The 19,612-nt window shown below is 71.1% G+C and carries 18 protein-coding genes; 3 read left to right on the top strand and 15 right to left on the bottom strand.

All coding sequences use genetic code 11. The features are described 5' to 3' along the window. Positions 1 to 89: 89 nt before the first annotated feature. Entirely contained in the window at positions 90 to 1,733 is a 1,644-nt protein-coding gene (locus tag ACZ6QO_RS17660) for a phospho-sugar mutase (RefSeq protein WP_465851820.1), read from the top strand. A gap of 16 nt (positions 1,734 to 1,749) precedes the next feature. Here the strand turns inward: ACZ6QO_RS17660 and ACZ6QO_RS17655 are convergent, their stop codons facing one another. The 5 genes from ACZ6QO_RS17655 to ACZ6QO_RS17635 form a co-directional block, all read right to left on the bottom strand. Then, positions 1,750 to 2,370 carry a PH domain-containing protein gene (locus tag ACZ6QO_RS17655; RefSeq protein ID WP_465851819.1) on the bottom strand — a complete coding sequence of 207 codons (621 nt, stop codon included), beginning with the start codon at positions 2,368 to 2,370 and terminating at the stop codon, positions 1,750 to 1,752. A 65-nt stretch (positions 2,371 to 2,435) separates the two neighbouring features. Then, entirely contained in the window at positions 2,436 to 3,515 is a 1,080-nt protein-coding gene (locus ACZ6QO_RS17650; protein WP_465851817.1) for an adenosine deaminase, read from the bottom strand. Between the two features lie 37 nt (positions 3,516 to 3,552). Beyond that, on the bottom strand, positions 3,553 to 3,906 hold the full coding sequence (locus ACZ6QO_RS17645) for a cupin domain-containing protein (RefSeq protein ID WP_465851816.1): 354 nt from the start codon (positions 3,904 to 3,906) through the stop codon (positions 3,553 to 3,555). Positions 3,907 to 4,019: 113 nt separating this feature from the next. Then, positions 4,020 to 4,694, bottom strand: coding sequence for an AMIN-like domain-containing (lipo)protein (locus ACZ6QO_RS17640; protein WP_465851814.1), 675 nt, complete (start codon positions 4,692 to 4,694; stop codon positions 4,020 to 4,022). Between the two features lie 289 nt (positions 4,695 to 4,983). Further along, complete coding sequence (locus ACZ6QO_RS17635; protein ID WP_465851813.1) at positions 4,984 to 6,438, bottom strand: MFS transporter; 1,455 nt, start codon at positions 6,436 to 6,438, stop codon at positions 4,984 to 4,986. Positions 6,439 to 6,524: 86 nt separating this feature from the next. Between ACZ6QO_RS17635 and ACZ6QO_RS17630 the strand changes: the two genes are divergently transcribed. Next, complete coding sequence (locus ACZ6QO_RS17630) at positions 6,525 to 6,929, top strand: MarR family winged helix-turn-helix transcriptional regulator (RefSeq protein WP_465851811.1); 405 nt, start codon at positions 6,525 to 6,527, stop codon at positions 6,927 to 6,929. A 286-nt stretch (positions 6,930 to 7,215) separates the two neighbouring features. On the opposite strand, the gene ACZ6QO_RS17625 is transcribed toward ACZ6QO_RS17630, so the two are convergent. The 9 genes from ACZ6QO_RS17625 to ACZ6QO_RS17585 all read right to left on the bottom strand — a co-directional run bounded on the left by ACZ6QO_RS17625 (position 7,216) and on the right by ACZ6QO_RS17585 (position 17,361). Next, complete coding sequence (locus ACZ6QO_RS17625) at positions 7,216 to 8,493, bottom strand: thymidine phosphorylase (protein WP_465851809.1); 1,278 nt, start codon at positions 8,491 to 8,493, stop codon at positions 7,216 to 7,218. Between the two features lie 5 nt (positions 8,494 to 8,498). Beyond that, entirely contained in the window at positions 8,499 to 8,918 is a 420-nt protein-coding gene (locus ACZ6QO_RS17620; protein ID WP_465851808.1) for a cytidine deaminase, read from the bottom strand. Positions 8,919 to 8,967: 49 nt separating this feature from the next. Further along, positions 8,968 to 10,239, bottom strand: a complete 1,272-nt coding sequence (locus ACZ6QO_RS17615; RefSeq protein ID WP_465851806.1) for an ABC transporter permease — start codon at positions 10,237 to 10,239, stop codon at positions 8,968 to 8,970. Continuing rightward, positions 10,236 to 11,372, bottom strand: coding sequence for an ABC transporter permease (locus ACZ6QO_RS17610; RefSeq protein WP_465851804.1), 1,137 nt, complete (start codon positions 11,370 to 11,372; stop codon positions 10,236 to 10,238). Before ACZ6QO_RS17610 ends, ACZ6QO_RS17615 begins: the two co-directional genes overlap by 4 nt. Further along, the gene (locus tag ACZ6QO_RS17605) at positions 11,369 to 12,994 is read right to left on the bottom strand and encodes an ABC transporter ATP-binding protein (protein ID WP_465851802.1); all 1,626 of its coding nucleotides are present in this window, start codon (positions 12,992 to 12,994) and stop codon (positions 11,369 to 11,371) included. Before ACZ6QO_RS17605 ends, ACZ6QO_RS17610 begins: the two co-directional genes overlap by 4 nt. A gap of 233 nt (positions 12,995 to 13,227) precedes the next feature. Continuing rightward, positions 13,228 to 14,304 carry a BMP family lipoprotein gene (locus ACZ6QO_RS17600; RefSeq protein ID WP_465851801.1) on the bottom strand — a complete coding sequence of 359 codons (1,077 nt, stop codon included), beginning with the start codon at positions 14,302 to 14,304 and terminating at the stop codon, positions 13,228 to 13,230. Between the two features lie 224 nt (positions 14,305 to 14,528). Further along, positions 14,529 to 15,770 (bottom strand): amidohydrolase, encoded by a 1,242-nt coding sequence (locus ACZ6QO_RS17595; protein ID WP_465851799.1) that lies wholly within the window; start codon positions 15,768 to 15,770, stop codon positions 14,529 to 14,531. Beyond that, on the bottom strand, positions 15,757 to 16,938 hold the full coding sequence (locus ACZ6QO_RS17590; protein ID WP_465851797.1) for a glutamate--cysteine ligase: 1,182 nt from the start codon (positions 16,936 to 16,938) through the stop codon (positions 15,757 to 15,759). The genes ACZ6QO_RS17595 and ACZ6QO_RS17590 overlap by 14 nt, the downstream gene beginning before the upstream one ends. 213 nt (positions 16,939 to 17,151) lie before the next feature. Continuing rightward, positions 17,152 to 17,361 (bottom strand): SCO4848 family membrane protein, encoded by a 210-nt coding sequence (locus tag ACZ6QO_RS17585; RefSeq protein WP_465852021.1) that lies wholly within the window; start codon positions 17,359 to 17,361, stop codon positions 17,152 to 17,154. Between the two features lie 111 nt (positions 17,362 to 17,472). Between ACZ6QO_RS17585 and ACZ6QO_RS17580 the strand changes: the two genes are divergently transcribed. Then, positions 17,473 to 18,600, top strand: coding sequence for a D-alanyl-D-alanine carboxypeptidase family protein (locus tag ACZ6QO_RS17580; RefSeq protein ID WP_465851796.1), 1,128 nt, complete (start codon positions 17,473 to 17,475; stop codon positions 18,598 to 18,600). Between the two features lie 23 nt (positions 18,601 to 18,623). Here the strand turns inward: ACZ6QO_RS17580 and ACZ6QO_RS17575 are convergent, their stop codons facing one another. Next, on the bottom strand, positions 18,624 to 19,565 hold the full coding sequence (locus ACZ6QO_RS17575) for a YihY/virulence factor BrkB family protein (protein WP_465851795.1): 942 nt from the start codon (positions 19,563 to 19,565) through the stop codon (positions 18,624 to 18,626). Positions 19,566 to 19,612 lie beyond the last annotated feature (47 nt).

The raw sequence follows: 19,612 nt of genomic DNA, 5'->3' as shown, positions 1-19,612 counted from the left end.
GGGGCCGGCCCAGTGGTGGCGTCATCGCCATGGGTTGAGTACGGCTCCGCGTTGCAGGTATCTAAGCAGGATGCGAACAAAGGGCTGTGATGTCTGATCTCGTGCGGCTGGCGGAAGAGTGGCTGGCCCAAGATCCCGATCCTGAGACCCGGGACGAGCTGGCCAGAATTCTCCACGACGGCGACGTAGCGGCGCTTGAGCACCGGTTCGGGGCCAAGCTGGAGTTCGGCACGGCCGGGCTGCGCGGCGAGCTGGGCGCGGGGCCCAACCGCATGAACCGCGTGACCGTCATGCGGGCGGCGGCAGGGCTGGCCAGGCGGCTCGGGCCCGGTAAGCACGTCGTGATCGGCTACGACGCCCGGCGCAACTCCGACGTGTTCGCCCGCGACTCGGCGGCGGTGCTGAACGGCGCCGGCCTGCGCGTCTCGCTGATGGGGCACCACTGGCCGACGCCGGTGCTGGCCTTCGCCGTACGGCACCTCGGGGCCGACGCGGGGGTCATGGTCACGGCTTCGCACAACCCGCCCCGGGACAACGGCTACAAGGTCTACTGGGGAGATGGCGCGCAGATCGTCCCGCCGCTGGACGTGGAGATCTCGGCGGCGATCGACGCGACCGGGCCGGTGGACCGGCTGCCGCTCGGCGACGAGTGGGAGACGCTGAGCGACGCGGCCATCGTCGAGCCGTACCTGGCGGCCGTGACCGCCCTGCCGACCGGGGACGACCGCGACCTGCGGGTCGTCTACACGCCGATGCACGGTGTGGGCGGGGAGATCCTGCTGCGGGCCTTCGCCGCCGCCGGGTTCGAGCCGCCCGCCGTGGTCGAGGCCCAGTTCGCCCCGGACCCCGATTTTCCGACGGTGGCGTTCCCGAACCCGGAGGAACCGGGCGCGATGGATCTGGCGTTGCGGCTCGCCGAGAAGATCGGCGCCGACCTGGTGATCGCGAACGATCCGGACGCCGACCGCTGCGCCGTGGGCGTCCCCATGCGGGACGGCGGCTTCCGCATGCTGACCGGCGACGAGGTCGGCGGCCTGCTCGGCGAATACATCATCGAGCGCACCTCCGCGCCCGACCGCCTGGTGGCCGAGTCGATCGTGTCCTCGTCCCTGCTCGGCAAGATCGCCAAGGCGCACGGGGTACGGCACGCCGAGACGCTGACCGGCTTCAAGTGGATCGTCAAGGCCGGGAACGGGGACGGGGCCGGGCTGGTCTACGGGTACGAGGAGGCGCTCGGTCACAGCGTCGGCTCCGACCTGGGGCTGCCTGTGCGGGACAAGGACGGCATCGGGGCGGCCCTCGCCGTCGCCGGGATGGCGGCGGCCGCCAAACGGGCAGGCAAGACGCTGCTGGACCTGCTCGACGAGCAGGCGGAGCGTTACGGCCTGCACGCGACCGCGCAACTGTCGTTCCGGGTCGCCGATCTCTCGCTGATCAGCGCCGCGATGGACCGGCTGCGCTCGCGTCCGCCGCAAACGCTCGGCGGTCGCGCCGTCGGGTCGGTGGACGACCTGAGCGCCGGTGTGGACGGCCTGCCGCCGACGGACGGGCTGCGATACCGCCTGGCGGGCGGCGCCCGCGTGGTCGTCCGCCCGTCCGGCACTGAACCGAAGCTCAAGTGCTACCTGGAGGTGGTCATCCCGGTCACCGGCACCGTGACCGACGCCAGGGCGCGGGCCGCGGACGACCTCGACGCCCTCAAAGCCGACCTCACCACCGCCCTCGGCCTCTGAACGGGGTCGGCGAGGGTCAGGAGAGGATCAGGGCGGCTATTACCAGGATCAGGGCGGCGGCCAGGGCGCCTAGGGCTGAGGGGGACCAGGTGGCGGTGAGGGGGTGGTTCTCCGCGGTGGTGCGGGACTTCTTCTCTGCCAGGTCGGTGAGTTGCTGGGCCACCCAGTCGGCGTGCGTGCGGCCCGCCATGGCCTCCGCGGCCGCCTGCTCGGCCTTGGAGACCTGGGGCTGGGTGGTCGGGTAGCGCCCCGCTTTGGCGGGCACGCCGGCGGAGCCGCGCCGTACGGCCTTGGCCCGCTCGCGCGCCGACGCCTGGGGCGTCCAGCAGCGCACGCTGTCGTCGCCCGTCTCGATGATGATCGCGTGGGAGACGTGGATGCCGTCCACGGCCTTCCAGGGCACGAAGTGGTTGCGCAGCGGGTTGCGCACGAGGATGCCGTCCTCACGGGCGAGGACGGCGGGGCGCAGGCAGCCGACGAAGACGGCGGCGGTGAGCACCGCGAGCACCGCGCCCGCGACCAGCGCGGACGGGATCGTGCCGTGGGCGACCAGGTCGATCGTGTTGAGCGCGGCGAAAACCATCCACACCCAGCCGAGCACCCAGGCGATCTTGGACCGGAAGATCTGTGGCTTCACCGCTCGCTCACCGCTACCTCTCCGTTCAGCAGGCGGTCACCACGCTAACGCCTCCCGCGCACTGCTCACGCCTGCCACTTGAGCTGCGCGAAGCCCGGCTTGATGACGCCGTTGATCAGCGCCAGCCGTTCGTCGAACGGGATGAACGCCGACTTCATGGCGTTGACCGTGAACCACTGCAGATCGTCCCACCCGTAGTCGAAGGTTTCGACGAGGTTGGCGAATTCCTGGGACACACTGGTGTCACTCATCAACCGGTTGTCGGTGTTGACGGTGACCCGGAAGTACAGGCGGCGCAGCAGGCCGATGGGGTGCTCGGCGAGCGACGACGCCGCTCCGGTCTGCAGGTTCGACGTCGGGCACATCTCCAGGGGGATGCGCTTGTCGCGCACGTACGCGGCCAGGCGGCCGAGCTTGGCCGTGCCGTCCGAGGCGACCTGGACGTCGTCGATGATGCGCACCCCGTGCCCGAGCCGGTCGGCGCCGCACCACTGGATGGCCTGCCAGATGGACGGCAGCCCGAACGCCTCGCCGGCGTGGATGGTGAAGTGGGCGTTCTCCCGCTGGAGGTACTCGAAGGCGTCCAGGTGGCGGGTGGGCGGGTAGCCGGCCTCGGCGCCCGCGATGTCGAAGCCGGCCACGCCCACGTCGCGGTAGCGCACGGCCAGCTCGGCGATCTCCATGGACCGGGCCTGGTGCCGCATCGCGGTGAGCAGCGTGCCGACGCGGATGCCGCGCCCCTCGGACCCGAGCCGGAACCCCGCAAGGACGGCCTCGACCACCTCGTCCATGCTGAGCCCGTTGGAGGTGTGCTGTTCCGGCGCGAAGCGGACCTCGGCGTAGACGACGCCGTCGTCGGCCAGGTCCTCGGCGCACTCGGCGGCGACCCGCGTCAGCGACTCGCGCGTCTGCATGACGCCGACGGTGTGGTCGAAGGTCTCCAGGTAGCGTTCCAGCGATCCGGAGTCGGACGCCTCGCGGAACCAGGTGCGCAGGTTGTCGGCGTCCGTGCTCGGCAGCCTGTCGTATCCGGTATCGCGGGCCAGGTCGATGATCGTCTGCGGCCGCAGGCCACCGTCGAGGTGGTCGTGGAGGAGGACCTTCGGGGCCTTGCGGATGCCGTCGCGTGTGGGCTGCTGAGTCATCACAACATCCTAGGGATCGGTGCGCCGGAGCCCTGGCTCATTCGTCGCGGTTCACGGTTTCGGGTGAGAAGGCGGGCAGGCAGACGGCGACGTACTCCGCGCCCTCGGGACCCACGGTGTAGCGGATCTTCTCTCCGGGGTGGGTGACGACGGCCTCGCCGGCGTGCACCTCGGTCGCGCCCTCCTCGTGCTCGACGACGACGGTGCCGCGCAGCACGAGGGTGTACTCGGTGAACTCGGGCGTCTGGGCCGGTTCCTCCCAGCCCGCGGGGGCCACCATGTGGGCGATGGACACCTGGTCGTCACCGGTGTTCACCCGCCCGACGTACTCGTCGATGACCTTCCCACCAGGGACAGGGATGCGGGTCGCGCCCGCTATTTTACGTACCACGCCGGCCAGTCTAGGAGCCGGCCGCGCGAGGTATGTCCAGATCCTCCCGAATCCCGCCCGCATCGGAATTCTTCGGACGAGCCGAGGACGCCGTGGCGGAGCCGGCCCGCGGATCAGTGGGCGATGTCGACGATCAGGCGGGTGGGGTTCGACTGCTCGATGACGCGGAAGCCGGCGCGCTCGCGCAGCACCAGGGCCACGGTCACGACGCCCTCGAAGTCGCCGGTGCGCACGACGCCGATGAGGTTCGGCAGCGCCGGCCGCAGCATGGGCGTCCTGGGGAAGGTCGGCTCGCCGTCCTCGGTGTGGGCGTTGGCGGGCTTGAGCATCACCTGCAGGAACGCCCCGCCCTTGACGTCCACGAGCTTGCCCGAGCCGTCTTCGTACAGTTTGCGCACCCAGTCGACGCTGTAGCCGGTCTTTCCGCCCTGCAGGTCGATGACCACGCGGTCGTATCCGGGGTGGGCGGCGAACCGTGCTCCCTTGACGATCGGCGGGCGCTCCGGCGTCCGGGTCACGGTGACCCGCCTGGTGCTCGTCGGCGGGGGCAGGTCGCTGTCGCGGGTGGTCGGCATCGGGCTGACCGGCGGGACGGTGCCCGTCTCGTCCGGCGTGGCGGTGGCGGGGCCGGGAGAGGCCAGGGTGGGGGCGGGGCTGGGCGGCGAGGAAGCCGAGGACGACCCGGTGGGCGTGGCGCTCGCGGAGGTGCCGGGGCCGGGCGCCGCGCCGCAGGCGGCGGTGAACAGGGTCAGGAGGGCGAGGACGGCTGCGACGGCGATTCTTCTCATGGCCTCGGCTCCTCCGCTGGTTCCGCCTACTCCTTTGACCCCGACAATGCCTCACAGGTTCGCCGGGAAACTCCGTAACCCTAAAAGGTGTCCGATGTGCCCCTTGAGCACGCCGGCTGTGCCCCTTGGGCGCACCGGCTGTGCCGCTTGAGCGCACCTGCGGGACGGCCGGCGGTGGTCCCGGCCGCGTCCTCCGCCGTCGCGTGTCTCGTGTTCGAACGCCGAGGACCCCCGGCGCGCGCACGCGCCGGGGGCCTGAACGTCGAAAAGCGGGGATAGGAGGTACCGGTCAGGCGGTCTCCAGGACCGGCAGGTCGTCCTCCTCGCGGGCCGACCCGGCGGCGACCGGGGGTGCGGCGGCGCGGCGGGCGAACAGGCCGGTCACGGCGATGCCCAGCCCGACCAGGGCGATGATGGCGCAGACCACGAACGAGGACCGGATCGCGGGCATGGAGACCGCGCCCCCGCCGGCGGTCACCACGGCGGTCACGATGGCGAGCACGAGGGCCCCGCCGACCTGGCCGGAGGTGTTCAGCAGGCCCGAGGCCAGCCCCTGCTCGTCGTCGGGGACGCCGGCGGTGGCCTGGATGTTCAGCGAGGGGAACATGAGCGCGAACGCGACCCCCAGCAGCAGCATGCCCGGGATGATCATCGTGGCCAGGCTCGGGCGCTCGCCGGCGCCGAGGAAGAGGCCGTATCCGCCGACGAGCGCGACCGACCCGATGGCGATCAGCCGGGCGGTGCCGAACCGGTCGGCGAAGCCGCCCATCTTGGTGGAGGTGAGCGCGACCAGCAGGCCCGCGGGCAGGAAGGCCAGCGCGGTGTGCAGGGCGGACCAGCCCAGCAGGTTCTGGAAGTACTGCATGGCGACGAACTGGAAGCTGACGTAGGAGCCGAACAGGATCACCAGGCCGAGATTGGCCCGCACGAGCGGCGCCGAGCGCAGGATGGACAGCCGGACCAGCGGGTGCCTCACCCGCAGTTCGGTGACGACGAACAGCGCGAGCAGGGCGACGGCTCCGGCGAGGCTGCCCAGCGTCCGCGCCGAGGCCCAGCCGGCCTCGGGGGCCTGGACGACGGCGAACACGAACAGCAGCATGGAGAAGGTGATGGTGGCGGCGCCGAGGAGGTCGTGGCCTCCGGTGGCGCGCTCGGCGCCCGAGGGACGCGGCAGGAGCTTCAGGCCCGCCACGAGCACGATGATCGCGACCGGCACCGGCATCAGGAACGTCCAGCGCCAGCCCAGCTCGGTCAGGAACCCGGACAGGACCAGGCCGAGGGAGAAGCCGCTCGCGCCGCAGGCGGTGAAGATGCTCAGCGCCCTGTTGCGCGCCGGGCCCTCGGCGAAGGTGGTGGTGATGATCGAGAGCGCGGCGGGCGCGGTGAAGGCCGCGCTGATGCCCTTGACGAACCGGGCGACGATGAGCAGGGAGCCGTTGTCCACCACGCCGCCGAGCAGCGAGGCCACGGCGAAGACGGCGAGCGCGATCAGGAAGACCTTGCGGCGGCCGAGCAGGTCGGCGGTGCGCCCGCCGAGCAGCAGCAGTCCGCCGTAGCCGAGGACGTACCCGCTGACGATCCACTGCAGGCTGGAGGTGGACAGGCCGAGGTCGGCCTGGATGGACGGCAGGGCCACTCCCACCATCGAGACATCGAGGGCATCGAGAAAGACGACGGCGCTGAGCACGGCCAGCGCTCCCCAGAGGCGCGCATCCCAACGCTGGTCATGTGAGGTGAGGGACATGAGAGTGGACAGTACATGCACATGCATTCAATGCACAAGCATTTAATTCGCGTGCATATATTGCCGTCGCATGCTATGGTCTGGCCATGGACGACGGCGTCAACGACGATGTCGTGAGCTCATGGCGTGGGCTGCTGGCCTGCCATGCCGCGACATGGTGTGCGCTTGAGCGCGAGCTCGGCGACAAGCACGGGCTGGGCGTCAGCGATTTCGAGGTTCTCGATCGCATGGCGGAGTCCGACCACGGCAAGTACCGCGTCCAGGAGCTCGCCGACGCCGTCCATCTGAGCCAGAGCGCGCTCTCCCGGCTGATCTCCCGCCTGGAGAAGGCCGGTCTCGTCTGCCGCAACATGTGCGAGGACGACCGGCGCGGGGTGTACGTCAAGATCACCGAGGCCGGCGTCGAGCGCCACCGCGAGGCGCTGCCCACCCACCGCGCCGTCCTCAGCCACTCCATCCCTCAGCACACCGAGATCCGCCGAGGCGGCTGACGGCACAGCCCTTCCCCGGCACGCTCCGGGCGGACGAATTCGGCCTGAGCGCCGTACGGCGGCGCCGGATTCGCCGACCACCTTCCCACCGCTTCGGCGCCGTCAAGAAGCCCTCTGTGGGCGAGAGGACCGGGGCACCGTCGCACGAGACGAGTGCCCGCATGCCGGCGGAGGAACACGCCCACCACTTCGGCGCCATCAAGAAAACCACAGGCGCGGGGCACTGTCGCGCGGGGCGGTGCCCCGGGCCGGCGGAGGGACGTGCCGTCTGTGGCGGGGAGGGCGGTCAGGCGGTGATGCGGTCGATGACCAGGGGAAGGAGCGTCTCCGCCGGGGTCTCGGCGATGGTGTAGGCGCCGCTCAGGGCTTCCAGGGCGCGTTCGAAGCGGCCGGGGTCGTCGGCGTGCAGGGTCATCAGAGTCTGGCCCTCGCGGACGGTGTCACCGGGCTTGGCGTGCAGGGTGACACCCGCGCCGAAGGACACCGCGTCCTCCTTGCGCGCCCTGCCCGCGCCCAGCCGCCAGGCCGCGAGCCCGACCCCGTAAGCGTCCAGGGCGGCCAGCACGCCGGACGCCGGCGCCGTCACCCGCAGGGTCTCGGCGGCCGTGGGGAGAGCGGCGTCGGGGTCGCCGCCCTGCGCGCTGATCATGCGCCGCCAGGCGTCCATGGCCGAGCCGTCCTTGAGCGCGTCCGCCGGGTCCTTGCCGGTCACCCCGGCGGCGGCCAGCATCTCGCGGGCCAGGAGCACGGTCAGCTCCACGACGTCGGACGGGCCGCCGCCGCCGAGGACCTCGACGGCCTCCGCCACCTCCAGGGCGTTGCCGACCGTGCGGCCGAGCGGACGGTCCATCGCGGTCAGCAGCGCCACCGTGGTGACGCCGTGGTCGGTGCCGAGGTCGACCATCGTGCGGGCCAGCTCGCGGGCCGTCTCGACGTTCTTCATGAACGCGCCAGAGCCGACCTTGACGTCGAGCACGAGCGCGCCCGTCCCCTCGGCGATCTTCTTCGACATGATCGAGGACGCGATGAGCGGGATGGACTCGACGGTGCCGGTGACGTCGCGCAGCGCGTACAGCTTCTTGTCGGCGGGCGCGAGCCCGTCGCCGGCCGCGCAGACGACCGCGCCGGCCTGCCGCAGGACGGCGAGCATCTCGTCGTTGGACAGGGACGCCCGCCAGCCGGGGATCGACTCCAGCTTGTCCAGGGTGCCGCCGGTGTGGCCCAGCCCGCGCCCCGACAGCTGCGGGACGTACGCCCCGCAGGCGGCCACCAGCGGCGCCAGCGGCAGGGTGATCTTGTCGCCCACGCCGCCCGTCGAGTGCTTGTCCGTGGTGGGCCGGTCGAGACCCGACCAGTCCATGCGCGACCCCGAGCGGATCATCGCCTCGGTCCACCGGCCGATCTCGCGCCGGTTCATCCCGTTGAGCAGGATCGCCATGGCGAGCGCGGACATCTGCTCGTCGGCGACCTCGGCGCGCGTGTAGGCGTCGACCACCCAGGCGATCTGCCCGTCGGAGAGCTCGCGGCCCTCTCGCTTGGTGACGATGACGTCGATCGCGTCCATGAAGGTCAGGCCCCCCGGGACAGGTCGCCGGGGCCGAAGGCGTGCGGCAGCACCTCCGCCATCCGCCATGGCCCGTCGGGGGTCTCCACCAGCAGCTCGGGGCCGCCGTGCTCGAACAGCAGCTGACGGCACCGCCCGCACGGCATCAGCAGCTCGCCGTGGCCGTCCACGCAGGTGAACGCCACGAGCCGGCCGCCGCCCGAGGCGTGCAGCGCGGACACCAGGCCGCACTCGGCGCACAGTCCGAGCCCGTAGGAGGCGTTCTCGACGTTGCACCCGGTGACGACGCGGCCGTCGTCCACGAGCGCGGCGGCGCCCACGGGGAACTTCGAGTAGGGCGCGTACGCGTTGGCCATCGCCTCGGCGGCCGCCTCGCGCAGCGCGTCCCAGTCGACGTGTTCTGTGGTGGTGCCGGTGTCGCTCACTTGCTCGTCCCCCTGTGGTGCTGATTGCGTCGATCGTGGTACGGCCGCCTCACGTGGCCTGGCCCTTGCGGTACGGCAGGCCGTCGGCCGCCGGCATCCGCAGCCGCTGGGAGGCCAGCGACAAGACCAGCAGCGTCGTGAGGTGCGGCGTGAAGGAGGTGAACTGCTCGGGCACGGTGTCGGTGGCGGCGAACACCGCGAACACCAGGACGGCGAACACGCCGCTGATCAGCGCCGCGCGGTTGCGTCGCTGCCGCACGAGCTGGTACACGGCGAAGGCGGCGAGCAGCATCGCGACGACGAGCAGCAGCGCGTGGACGGAGGTCCCGCCCTGGCGGAGCTGGAGGGCGTCGGTGTACCCGAACAGCAGCGCGCCGCCCGCGAGGCCGCCGGGCCGCCAGTTGCCGAAGATCATGGCCGCGAGGCCGATGAAGCCGCGACCGCCGGTCTGGCCCTCGCGGTAGATGCCGGCGGCCACGATCGACAGGAAGGCCCCGCCGAGCCCGGCCAGCGCGCCGGAGATCACGACGGCGAGGTACTTGTACAGGTACACGTTCACGCCGAGCGACTCGGCCGCGACCGGGCTCTCGCCGCACGAGCGCAGGCGCAGCCCGAAGGCCGTGCGCCAGAGCAGGTAGAAGCTGAGCGGCACGAGCAGGATGGCCAGGATGGTGAACAGCGACACGTTCTGCGTGATGCCGTAGAGCACGCCCGCCAGGTCCGACAGCAGGAACACGTGCGTGTTCGCCAGGTCACGCAGCGGCGCGCCGATGCCGGGGACGCTGACGGCCTCGATGGCCGGGATGCGCGGAGACTGGGTCTCGCCGCCGCCCTTCATCCCGACGAACACCAGCTTGGACAGGTACTGGGTGACGCCCTGGCCGAGGAGGGTGATCGCGACACCGGAGATGATGTGGTCGACGCCGAAGGTGACGGTGGCGAGGGCGTGCAGCAGCCCGCCCAGCGCCCCGCCGATGGCCCCGGCGACGACTCCGGCCCACGGCGTGCCGAAGGTGAGCGCGCCCCAGGCGCCGCACCAGGTGCCGAGGATCATCATGCCTTCGAGGCCGATGTTGACCACGCCGGAGCGCTCGGACCACAGTCCGCCGAGCGCGGCGAGGCCGATGGGCACGGCGAGGCCGATGGCCGCGCCGATGGTGCCGCCCGAGGTGATGTCGTTGGCGCCGGTGACGACGCGGGCGAGCGACATCATGACGAGCAGGGCGAGGACGCCCAGCAGGGCCACCTGCCAGTTCAGCGTGAACCGGCGGGCGGCCGGGGGCGCGGGCGGCGCCTTGGCCGACAGGTCGGCGAGCGTCATACGGCCGCTCCTTGGGGCTGCGCGGGGGTTCCCGTGGAGAGCTGCCGGCTCACCCGGCGCTGCTCGGCCACCGCGCGGTACCGGTGGACCAGCTCGTAGGCGATGATCACCGAGAGCACGATGGTGCCCTGCATGATGACGACGATCTCCTTGGGGATGCCGTTGAAGTCGAGGATGTCGTTGGAGTTGTCCAGGAAGCTCCACAGCAGGGCGCCGATGCCGATGCCGATCGGGTTGTTGCGTCCCATGAGGGCGATCGCGATGCCGGTGAAGCCGAGTCCCGCCGGGAAGTCCAGGCTGTAGGAGTACGAGGCGCCGAGCAGCTGCGGCATGCCGACCAGGCCGGCCACCGCGCCGGACAGGATCATCGTGTACAGCACCATCTTCTTGACGTTGACGCCGCTGGCAACGGCCGCCGTCTCCGACCGGCCGGTGGCCCGCAGGTCGAAGCCGAAGCGGGTGCGGTTCAGCACGACGTAGTAGGCCACGCCGAGCAGGGCCGCCACGATGATCGTCCCGAACACCTTGGCCTGGGTGCCGGGGATGAGCGCGATGCCGGGGAACTGCCCGGAGGGGCCGATCGGCTTGGTGCCGATGTTGTTGCCGCTCAGCACGGCGAGCCGCTCGGGGGTGAGCAGCCAGGCGCCGAAGCCGGTGGCGATGGCGTTCAGCATGATCGTGGAGATGACCTCGCTGACGCCGCGCGCGTTCTTCAGCACGGCGGCGATCGAGGCCCACAGGCCGCCGATGAGCACGGCGACGACCATGATGACGGCGATGTGCAGCGGGGCGGGCAGGGTCAGCGCGCCGCCGACCGCCGCCGCGATGAGCGCGGCCAGGCGGTACTGGCCGTCCACGCCGATGTTGAACAGGTTCATCCGGAACCCGATCGCGACGGCGAGCGCGGAGATGTAGTAGGTGGTGGCCCCGTTGAGGATGGTCACCTGCACCTGGGGGGTGGTGCTGAAGTCCAGCAGCAGCCCGAACGTCTGCAGCGGCTGGTTGCCGTTCAGCAGCAGGATGATCGAGGTGACGATGCCGGCGAAAACAATGGCCAGGACGGGGGCGGCGAGCGCGAGCAGGCCGCCGAGCCTGACCCGGCCGAGCAGCCGGTCGGTGAAGGACGAACTCATGCTTCCTCCCCCGCCTCGGCCGCTGCCGAGCCGGGTCGCTCATGGGGCGTGTCGACGGGGCCGGGCTCGCCGGCGGCGGCGCCGGTCATCGCCGAGCCGAGCCGTTCGGGCGTCACGGTGGCCGGGTCCACGTCGGCCACCATGCGGCCGCGCAGGATGACCTTCAGGGAGTCCGACAGGCCGATCAGCTCGTCCAGGTCGGCCGAGATCAGCAGCACGGCCAGGCCCGCCGCGCGCGCGGCGCGCAGGTGGTCCCAGATGGCCGCCTGCGCGCCCACGTCCACGCCGCGCGTGGGGTGGGAGGCGATCAGGACGACCGGGTCGCCGCTCATCTCGCGGCCGACGATGAGTTTCTGCTGGTTGCCGCCGGACAGGGCCAGGGCGTCGACGTCGATGCCGGGCGTGCGCACGTCGTACTCCCTGACGATGCGCTCGGTGTCGGCGCGGGCGCCGGCCCGGTCGATCCACGGCCCCTTGACGTTCGGCCTGCGGGTCTGGTGGCCGAGAATGCGGTTCTCCCAGAGCGGCGCGCCCAGCAGCAGGCCGTGCCGGTGACGGTCCTCGGGGATGTACCCGATGCCGCCCTCGCGCCGGCGCAGGGTCGTCCAGCCGGAGATGTCGGCGCCGCCGAGGGCGATCGCGCCGTCGGCCGGGCGCATGCCCATGATGGCCTCGACGAGCTCGGCCTGCCCGTTGCCCTCGACGCCCGCGATGCCGAGCACCTCGCCCTTGTGGATGTCGAACGAGACGTCCTCCACGACCGCCCGTCCGTCGGCGCTGCGCACCGTCAGGCCGCGCACGGCCAGCGCCACCTCGTCGGTGACCGTCGACTCGCGCGTCTCGGGGCTCGGCAGTTCGCTGCCCACCATGAGTTCCGCCAGCCGCCTGGCCGTGACGTCCTTGGGGTCGACGCCGGCCACGGTGGTGCCGCGCCGGATGACCGTGATGGCGTCGGCGACCCGGAGCACCTCGTCCAGCTTGTGGGAGATGAAGATGATGGTCAGGCCCTCGCGGACCAGCCCGCGCAGGTTGTCGAACAGCTCGTCGACCTCCTGCGGCACCAGCACGGCGGTCGGCTCGTCCAGGATGAGGATGCGCGCGCCCCGGTAGAGCACCTTGAGGATCTCGACGCGCTGCCGCGCGCCCACGCCCAGGTCCTCGACGAGGACGTCGGGCGAGACGCCGAGGCCGTAGGCGTCGGAGATCTCCTTGATCCGGCGGCGGGCGGCGGCGAAGTCGATGCCGATGCCGCCCTTGCGCGGCTCGCTGCCGAGGACGATGTTCTCAAGGACGGTGAGGTTGTCCGCGAGCATGAAGTGCTGGTGGACCATGCCGATGCCGGCGGCGATGGCGTCCGCCGGCGTGCGGAACGAGACGGGCGATCCGTTGACGCGGATCACGCCTTCGTCCGGCCGCTGCATGCCGTATAGGATCTTCATGAGCGTGGACTTGCCCGCGCCGTTCTCGCCGACGACGGCGTGTACGTGCCCACGCAGCACGCTCAGGCGGATGTCACGGTTGGCGACGACGCCGGGGAATCTCTTGGTGATCCCCTCCAGCTCGACGGCGGACTCGGGGGCGGTAGCCGAAGAAGTCGAGGTGCTGATGGCGGCCTCCTCCATGCGGACGGCCTCGGTGGCGCGCCGGCGCGCCCGATGGGCGCGGCGGCTCGCCTTGTCGGCGGATCTGACGGGCTCTCGTACTCGCGGCGCGCCGGGGCGGCGGAGAGCCTGGCCGGCGCGCTGGCCGGCCCCGGGCGGAGCCGTGGTGGGCCTTGCGGGGCGGAGCGGGTGAACCAGACAGTAGCCCAAGGGGCCCGGTGCTATGGCCGCCGGGCCCCTCGCGCTTCAGCGGATCACTCGGAGGGAACCTTGATCTCGCCGTTGATGATCTTCTGCTTGTACTCGTCCAGCTTGTTCTTGATGTCGTCGACCTGGCCACCGGTGGTGGAGAAGTCGACGCCGCCGGCCTTGAGGTCGTAGGTCGTCGGACCGGCCTTGACCGTGCCGTCCACGAAGCTCTTGAGGAAGTCGAACACCGCGACGTCGACCTTCTTGAGCATGGAGGTCATGATGACGCCGCGCACGCTCTCGTCGGCCGTGAGCGCCTGGTCGGAGTCCACGCCGATGGCCATGGCCTTGGACTCCTTGGCCGCCTCGAAGACGCCGCCGCCGGAGCCGCCCGCCGCCTGGTAGACGATGTCGGCGCCGGCGTCGTACATGCCCTGCGCCGCCGTCTTGCCCTTGGCGGGGTCGTTGAACCCGGCGAAGTCCGGCGGCTGGGTGAGGTACTTCACGTCGATCTTGATGTCCGGCTTCACGGACTGCGCGCCCTTGGCGTAGCCGACCTCGAACTTCTTGATGAGGGGCACCTGGACGCCGCCGACGAAGCCGATGTGGTCCTTCTTCGACTTCAGCGCCGCCGCGGCGCCCACGAGGAAGGAGCCTTCGTTCTCGGCGAAGACCAGGTTGGAGATGTTCGGACCCTGGGCGGCGTCGTCGACGATGGCGAACTTGGTGTCGGGGAACTCGCCCGCGACCTTCTTGATCGCCTCGGAGTAGGCGAAGCCGACCGCGATGACCGGGTTGTACCCGCTCTGGGCGAGCAGGCGAAGCCGCTGCTCCTTCTGGGCGCCGGTCTCGCCGGACCCGGCCTCGAGCTCCTTGGTCTCGCCCAGCTTGAGCTCCGACTTGGCCTTCTCCAGGCCGGCGGCGGCGGCGTCGTTGAACGACTGGTCGCCCCGGCCGCCGATGTCGTAGGCCAGGCCGACCTTGGCGCCGCTCGGCGCCGCGGCGGAGGACGCGCTCGACGCCTCGGGCGCCGCCGTGTCCGTGCCGCCGGAGCCGCTGCTGCCCCCACATGCCGCGACCGCCATGAGCATGGCGCTCACCGCGGTCGTGGCGGCCAACTTGCTTGCGTGATTGCGGAGCAAGATGACTCCTTCCGTGTTCTTCGCCGTCCAACATGTGTGCACGCGCGAAGCAGACCGCACGGCAACCCTGCACGGAAGATAGTTGTTTGACCGGTGTTGGCCAAACCGCCGCCCGGCTCCGAAATAGGTCCGTTATGCAGCTCACGCCGCCCTGTGACCTGCGGAACCGCGAGAGAGGGGGACGGCGGGCCGCCTTTCGGACGTCCCCGCCGGGCCTCGCGCCCTCAGGCGGTCACGGGCTGGGCGTCGGATCGCTCGGCCGAGACGGTGCAGCCGTCCCACAGCGCGGTCAGCGCCGTGGCCGCCATGACGCGCACGCCGACGCCGATGCAGCGCTCGTCCACGTCGAAGGTGCCCTGGTGGATGTCCATCTGGCGGGTCTCACCCGGCGCGCGCACGCCGAGCCGGGCGTACGCCCCGGGGACCGACTCCAGGTACCACCCGAAGTCCTCGCCGCCCAGCGACTGCGGCGTGGGGACGGTGGACTCCATGCCGAGCACCTGGTGGGCGGCCTCGCGCAGCATGTGCACGCTCTTGGCCTCGTTGATGGTCGGCGGGACGCCGCGCAGGTAGTTCATCTCGGCCTCGACGCCGTAGGCGATCGCGACCGAGTCCAGCAGCGACTTGAACAGGTCGGGGGCCTCGTGCCAGGCCTGCTCGTCCAGGCAGCGGATCGTGCCCTCGGCCACGCCGTCGTCGGGGATGGCGTTGGCGACCGAGCCCGCCTGGACCCGGCCCCAGACCAGCGACAGCGACGAGCGGGGGTCGACGCGCCTGCTGAGGGCGGCGGGCAGCTCGGTGACGATCTTGGCGAGCGCGAAGACGAGGTCGGCGGTCAGGTGGGGGCGCGCGGTGTGGCCGCCGGGGCCCGCGACGCGGACGCTGACCTTGTCGCAGGCGCCGGTGATCGGGCCGACGCGCAGGCCGAGCTTGCCGACCTCCACGCGGGGGTCGCAGTGCAGGCCGAAGATGCGGTCGACGCCGCTGATGCCGCCGGCCTCCAGGACCTTCAGCGCGCCGCCGGGCATGACCTCCTCGGCGGGCTGGAAGATCAGCCGCACCCGCCCGGGCAGCAGCCCGGCCGCCGCCTGCTCGGCCAGGAACAGCCCGGTGCCGAGGACGATCGCGGTGTGCACGTCGTGGCCGCAGGCGTGGCAGACGCCGGGGACGGTCGAGCGGTAGGGCACGTCCTTCTCGTCGGGCAGCGGCAGAGCGTCGATGTCGGCGCGCAGAGCGACGGTGGTGCCGTCCCCGCTGCCGATGTCGCAGATCAGGCCGGTGCCCCGGGGAAGCGGGATCGGGGCGAGCCCGGCGGCGGCGAGCCGGCCGGCGATGCGCTCGGTCGTCCGGTGCTCGACGAACCCCAGCTCGGGGTTGGCGTGCAGGTCACGCCGGAACCCGATCAGAGAGTCGTTGTGAGCGCCCAGGAACGCGTCGAGCTCGCCCCTTAGATCACTTGCCGGCATGGCCCATCGCCCCGTTCGACGTTCGCAGGTTGGTGGTGACGAAGCGGTCCTCGGCGTGTTCGACGATCGTCGCGTCGACGATGTCGTCGAGGGTGCCGCCTCCGTTGAGGATCGCGCGCTGGCGCTCGCAGGAGTTGCCCTGCTCCACCACGTCGGTGATGGTGGCGAGTTCCTCGGGGCAGCCGAGCCGCTCGGCCACCGGCGCGAGCTCGCGCGTCAGTTCGTACAGCATGTCGCGCATCGGCGCGGTCGATCCGTGGTCGTCGGTGATGACGAAGGCGTCCAGCCCGTAGCGGGTGGCCCGCCACTTGTTGTCGCGCACGACCCACGGCGCCGGGTGCGGGAGGCGGTACCCGCGGTCCAGCTGCTGGTCGAACTGCTGTATGAGGCACTGCGACAACGCCGTCACCATCCCGACCTCCCGAAGGGTCGGTATACCGTCGAACATTCGAATCTCAATCGTGCCGAAGTCGGGGTGCGGCCGGATGTCCCACCACACCTCTTTGATGCTCTTGATGGTCCCCGCGCGCTTGAGGGTGTCCATGTACTCTTCGAATTCGGTCCAGTCCGCCAGCATCTGCGGTGGTCCTGCTGTCGGCAGCGACCCGAAGACGATGGCCCTGCTGGAGGCGAGCCCGGTGTCTTGGCCGCCCCAGTAAGGGCTGGAGGCCGTCAGCGCGAGGAAATGCGGCAGGTAGGCCGCAAGTGCGTTGACGATGGGGATGACTTTATCCCTTTCTCGCACCCCCACGTGGACATGTACGCCAAATGTTTGGATCCGCCATGCCAGCCACTGCATCTCCTCGACCAGCTCGGTGTACCGCTGGACGGGGGCGTAGACGGCGTCACGCCAGTCGCTGATGGCGTGCGTGCCCGTGCAGGCCAGGGCCATCCCTCGCGCGCCGACCACCTGGCGGAGGCGCTCGATGGTGGTCCGCAGGTCGCGCACGGCCTCCGACACCGTGTGGCACACGTCGGTGATCACTTCGAGCTGGGACTGCATCAGCTCGTGCATGACCTTCGGACGAGGGGTCTCGCTCAGCTCGGGGACCGCGTCGAGCACCGTGCGCGCGTCCTGCCGGAGGCGGCGGGTGTGCTTGTCGACAAGCTGGAGTTCCCATTCGACGCCCAGTGTCGGGCCGCGCGAAGGATTGAACTCGATTGGCACAGCGCGCCTCCATAGGCAAAGGTCCCATGGCCGAGTCTCCGCCACGCGACGGAACCGGCCAACCCTACGGTCACCCCAGTACGCCCCGACTTACGGCTTCCCGCGCCCGGCCACCAAAGCGGTGAAGGCACCCACTCATGCATGGTCAACCGCAAAACGGTCGTTAACCGTCTCTGCCCGCGAAGGGGGGTTTATATGCGGGCGCGGACCGGCTCAGCGATCAGCGGGGCGCCAGGCTCGCCAAGCACGCCAGCCGACGAACCCGACCGCCGCGGCGAGGATCAGGTTGACGGCGACCAGGATGCCGTGCACCACGTAGAAGGCCGTGGGATGCCCGTCGGCGAGGTTGAAGCCGAGCATGACCCACTCGAAGACCATGAAAGCGGCCAGGACCAGCAGAAAGCCGGCCGTACGTCGTGTCATCTTCACCGCCTCCATGGTACCTCCACGGTTCCTGACCAGGCACACTCGCGATCTTTGTCGTGTCTTGCCCCACTTGAAAAGCGACAAAGCTACTCTGATTTCCCTATGGGGATGAAGCACGTATCAGCAGTCAGCGCGCTCGCGCTCGCCGGGGGACTCACGCTCGTCACCCCTGCTCAGGCGCGTTCGGCCGCCGACGACACCGTTCCCGTCGGCGGCGGGCTCCTCGGGCGCAGGGGCGTGGTCGTCGACCCGGCGGCCAAGGCCCTGCCCAAGACCGGGGCCTCGTCGTTCGTCGTGGCCGACGCCGACACCGGCGAGGTGCTGGCCGCCAAGGACCCGCACGGGCGCTACCTGCCCGCCAGCACCCTGAAGATGCTCACCGCCGTCACGCTCATCCCCCGGCTCGACAAGACCAAGCTGATCAAGCCGAGCGCCGAGGCGTGCAACGTCGAGGGCAGCGCCGTGGGGCTCACCCCGCACAGGATCTACCGCGTGCGCGACCTGCTCCGCGCGCTGATGATGGTCTCCGGCAACGACGCGGCCGTGGCGCTCGCCGAGGCCAACGGCGGCCTCGCCCGCACCCTCGCCGACATGAACGCCGAGGCCAAGCGGCTCCAGGCGCTGGACACCGTCGCCAAGACCCCGAACGGACTGGACAAGCCGGGCCAGAGCAGCTCGGCCTACGACCTGGCGCTCATCGCCCGGTCCGGCCTGGCCAACGCCGACTTCCGCGAGTACGTCGGCACCAAGGTGGCGAACTTCCCCGCTCCGGGCGGCAAGCACTACGAGATGGCCAACCACAACCGGCTGCTCGGCCGCTACCCCGGCATGATGGGCGTGAAGAACGGCTGGACGACCAAGGCGCTCGGCAGCTTCGCCGGAGCCGCCAGACGCGGCGGCCACACCATCATCGTCACGGTCATGCACCACGAGGGGTCCTTCTGGGAGGAGGTCAAGGAGCTGCTCGACTGGGGGTTCGCCTCCCGGGGCCACGTGGCCGCCGTCGGCACGCTGGTCTCCCCCGTCCCCACGGTCAAGCCCACCAAGCCGGTCGGCGGCCCGCCCTCCGGCGTCCCCGCGGCGCCGCCGAGGCCCGCCGCCGCGGCGCAGGACTCTCCTCTGGTCGGCATCGGCGCCGGGGCCGTGGCCGCCGGCCTGCTCGGCGGCGTCGTGTGGGTGGTCTACGGCGTGCGCCGCCGCTCCCGCGGCCGGCGGGACGAACCCTTCGAGGTCTGACCGGTCACTCGTACCCTTAGCGGTCACTCGTACCCGGCGGCGGGGACGGGGGTCGGCTCGGGAGGCGGGGCGCCGTTGGCGGTGGCGGTCCAGGCGGCGACGTACAGAGCCCAGCGGGCCGACAGGTTGAGCCACAGCAGCAGGCCGACGATCACCGCGAAGGCACCGTAGATCGGGTTGGTCAGGGTGTGCCCGAGCAGCAAGGTCGCGGCCTGCTTGAGCGCGCCGAACCCGACCGCGCCGAGCAGCGCCCCCTTGAGCGTGGTCACGACCGGCTTGCCGACCTTGCCCAGCCAGCCGAGGATCACCCAGAAGACCAGCATGTCCGCGGCGACGCTGATCAGCACGCCGGCCGTCCGGACGAGCGCCGCGGCGACCACCGAGTCGGCCAGCCCGAGCCATTCGACGATCACGCCGGTGGCCTGCACGGCGAACCCGCCGACCAGCACCGACACCACGATCGTGAGGCCCATCAGCAGCAGGGCGACCAGGTCGCGCAGCTTGCCGGCGAACCAGTTCATCGGCGGCTCGCAGCTGACGCAGATCTCGTGCAGCGCGTCACGCAGGGCGTCCACGACCCCGAGACCCGCGTAGAGCAGGCCGAGCAGGCCGATGACGCCCGCGCTGCGGCGGGCGGTGGCGAGGTCCTCGATGCGCAGCCGGTCGGCCAGACCGGGCAACTGCTGGTCGATGGCCCGCACCAGAGTGGTGAGCGCGTCCGGGCGCACCGTGAGGACGTACCCGAACAGGGCGAACGCCAGGGCGAGCAGCGGGAAGAACGACAGGAAGGCGAAGTAGGTCACCGCGCCCGCCAGCCGGTCGCCGCGCTGGCTCTGGTAGCGGTGGAAGGTGCGGATCAGGTGGTCGAGCCACGCCCATCGCACGCGGGACCGTTCGGTCCTGACCCTGCCCCACTGCTTGACGGCCTCGACGGTGCGCAGGATCGAGGCCCACGTGCGTTCCATGCAGGCCATCTACCCCACAGGCGTACCGTATGCGCCACCCGCCGGGC

Source organism: Sphaerisporangium sp. NPDC049457 (assembly GCF_055586705.1).
This window is presented reverse-complemented; position numbering and strand designations above follow the sequence as displayed.

What these genes read in the sequence shown, in the direction of transcription:
- ACZ6QO_RS17660 (WP_465851820.1), top strand. Translation starts at nt 90, where the DNA reads ATGTCTGATCTCGTGCGGCTGGCGGAAGAGTGGCTGGCCCAAGATCCC.
- ACZ6QO_RS17650 (WP_465851817.1), bottom strand. Translation starts at nt 3,515, where the DNA reads ATGACTCAGCAGCCCACACGCGACGGCATCCGCAAGGCCCCGAAGGTC.
- ACZ6QO_RS17640 (WP_465851814.1), bottom strand. Translation starts at nt 4,694, where the DNA reads ATGAGAAGAATCGCCGTCGCAGCCGTCCTCGCCCTCCTGACCCTGTTC.
- ACZ6QO_RS17635 (WP_465851813.1), bottom strand. Translation starts at nt 6,438, where the DNA reads ATGTCCCTCACCTCACATGACCAGCGTTGGGATGCGCGCCTCTGGGGA.
- ACZ6QO_RS17630 (WP_465851811.1), top strand. Translation starts at nt 6,525, where the DNA reads ATGGACGACGGCGTCAACGACGATGTCGTGAGCTCATGGCGTGGGCTG.
- ACZ6QO_RS17625 (WP_465851809.1), bottom strand. Translation starts at nt 8,493, where the DNA reads ATGGACGCGATCGACGTCATCGTCACCAAGCGAGAGGGCCGCGAGCTC.
- ACZ6QO_RS17615 (WP_465851806.1), bottom strand. Translation starts at nt 10,239, where the DNA reads ATGACGCTCGCCGACCTGTCGGCCAAGGCGCCGCCCGCGCCCCCGGCC.
- ACZ6QO_RS17610 (WP_465851804.1), bottom strand. Translation starts at nt 11,372, where the DNA reads ATGAGTTCGTCCTTCACCGACCGGCTGCTCGGCCGGGTCAGGCTCGGC.
- ACZ6QO_RS17605 (WP_465851802.1), bottom strand. Translation starts at nt 12,994, where the DNA reads ATGGAGGAGGCCGCCATCAGCACCTCGACTTCTTCGGCTACCGCCCCC.
- ACZ6QO_RS17595 (WP_465851799.1), bottom strand. Translation starts at nt 15,770, where the DNA reads ATGCCGGCAAGTGATCTAAGGGGCGAGCTCGACGCGTTCCTGGGCGCT.
- ACZ6QO_RS17585 (WP_465852021.1), bottom strand. Translation starts at nt 17,361, where the DNA reads ATGACACGACGTACGGCCGGCTTTCTGCTGGTCCTGGCCGCTTTCATG.
- ACZ6QO_RS17580 (WP_465851796.1), top strand. Translation starts at nt 17,473, where the DNA reads ATGAAGCACGTATCAGCAGTCAGCGCGCTCGCGCTCGCCGGGGGACTC.
- ACZ6QO_RS17575 (WP_465851795.1), bottom strand. Translation starts at nt 19,565, where the DNA reads ATGGAACGCACGTGGGCCTCGATCCTGCGCACCGTCGAGGCCGTCAAG.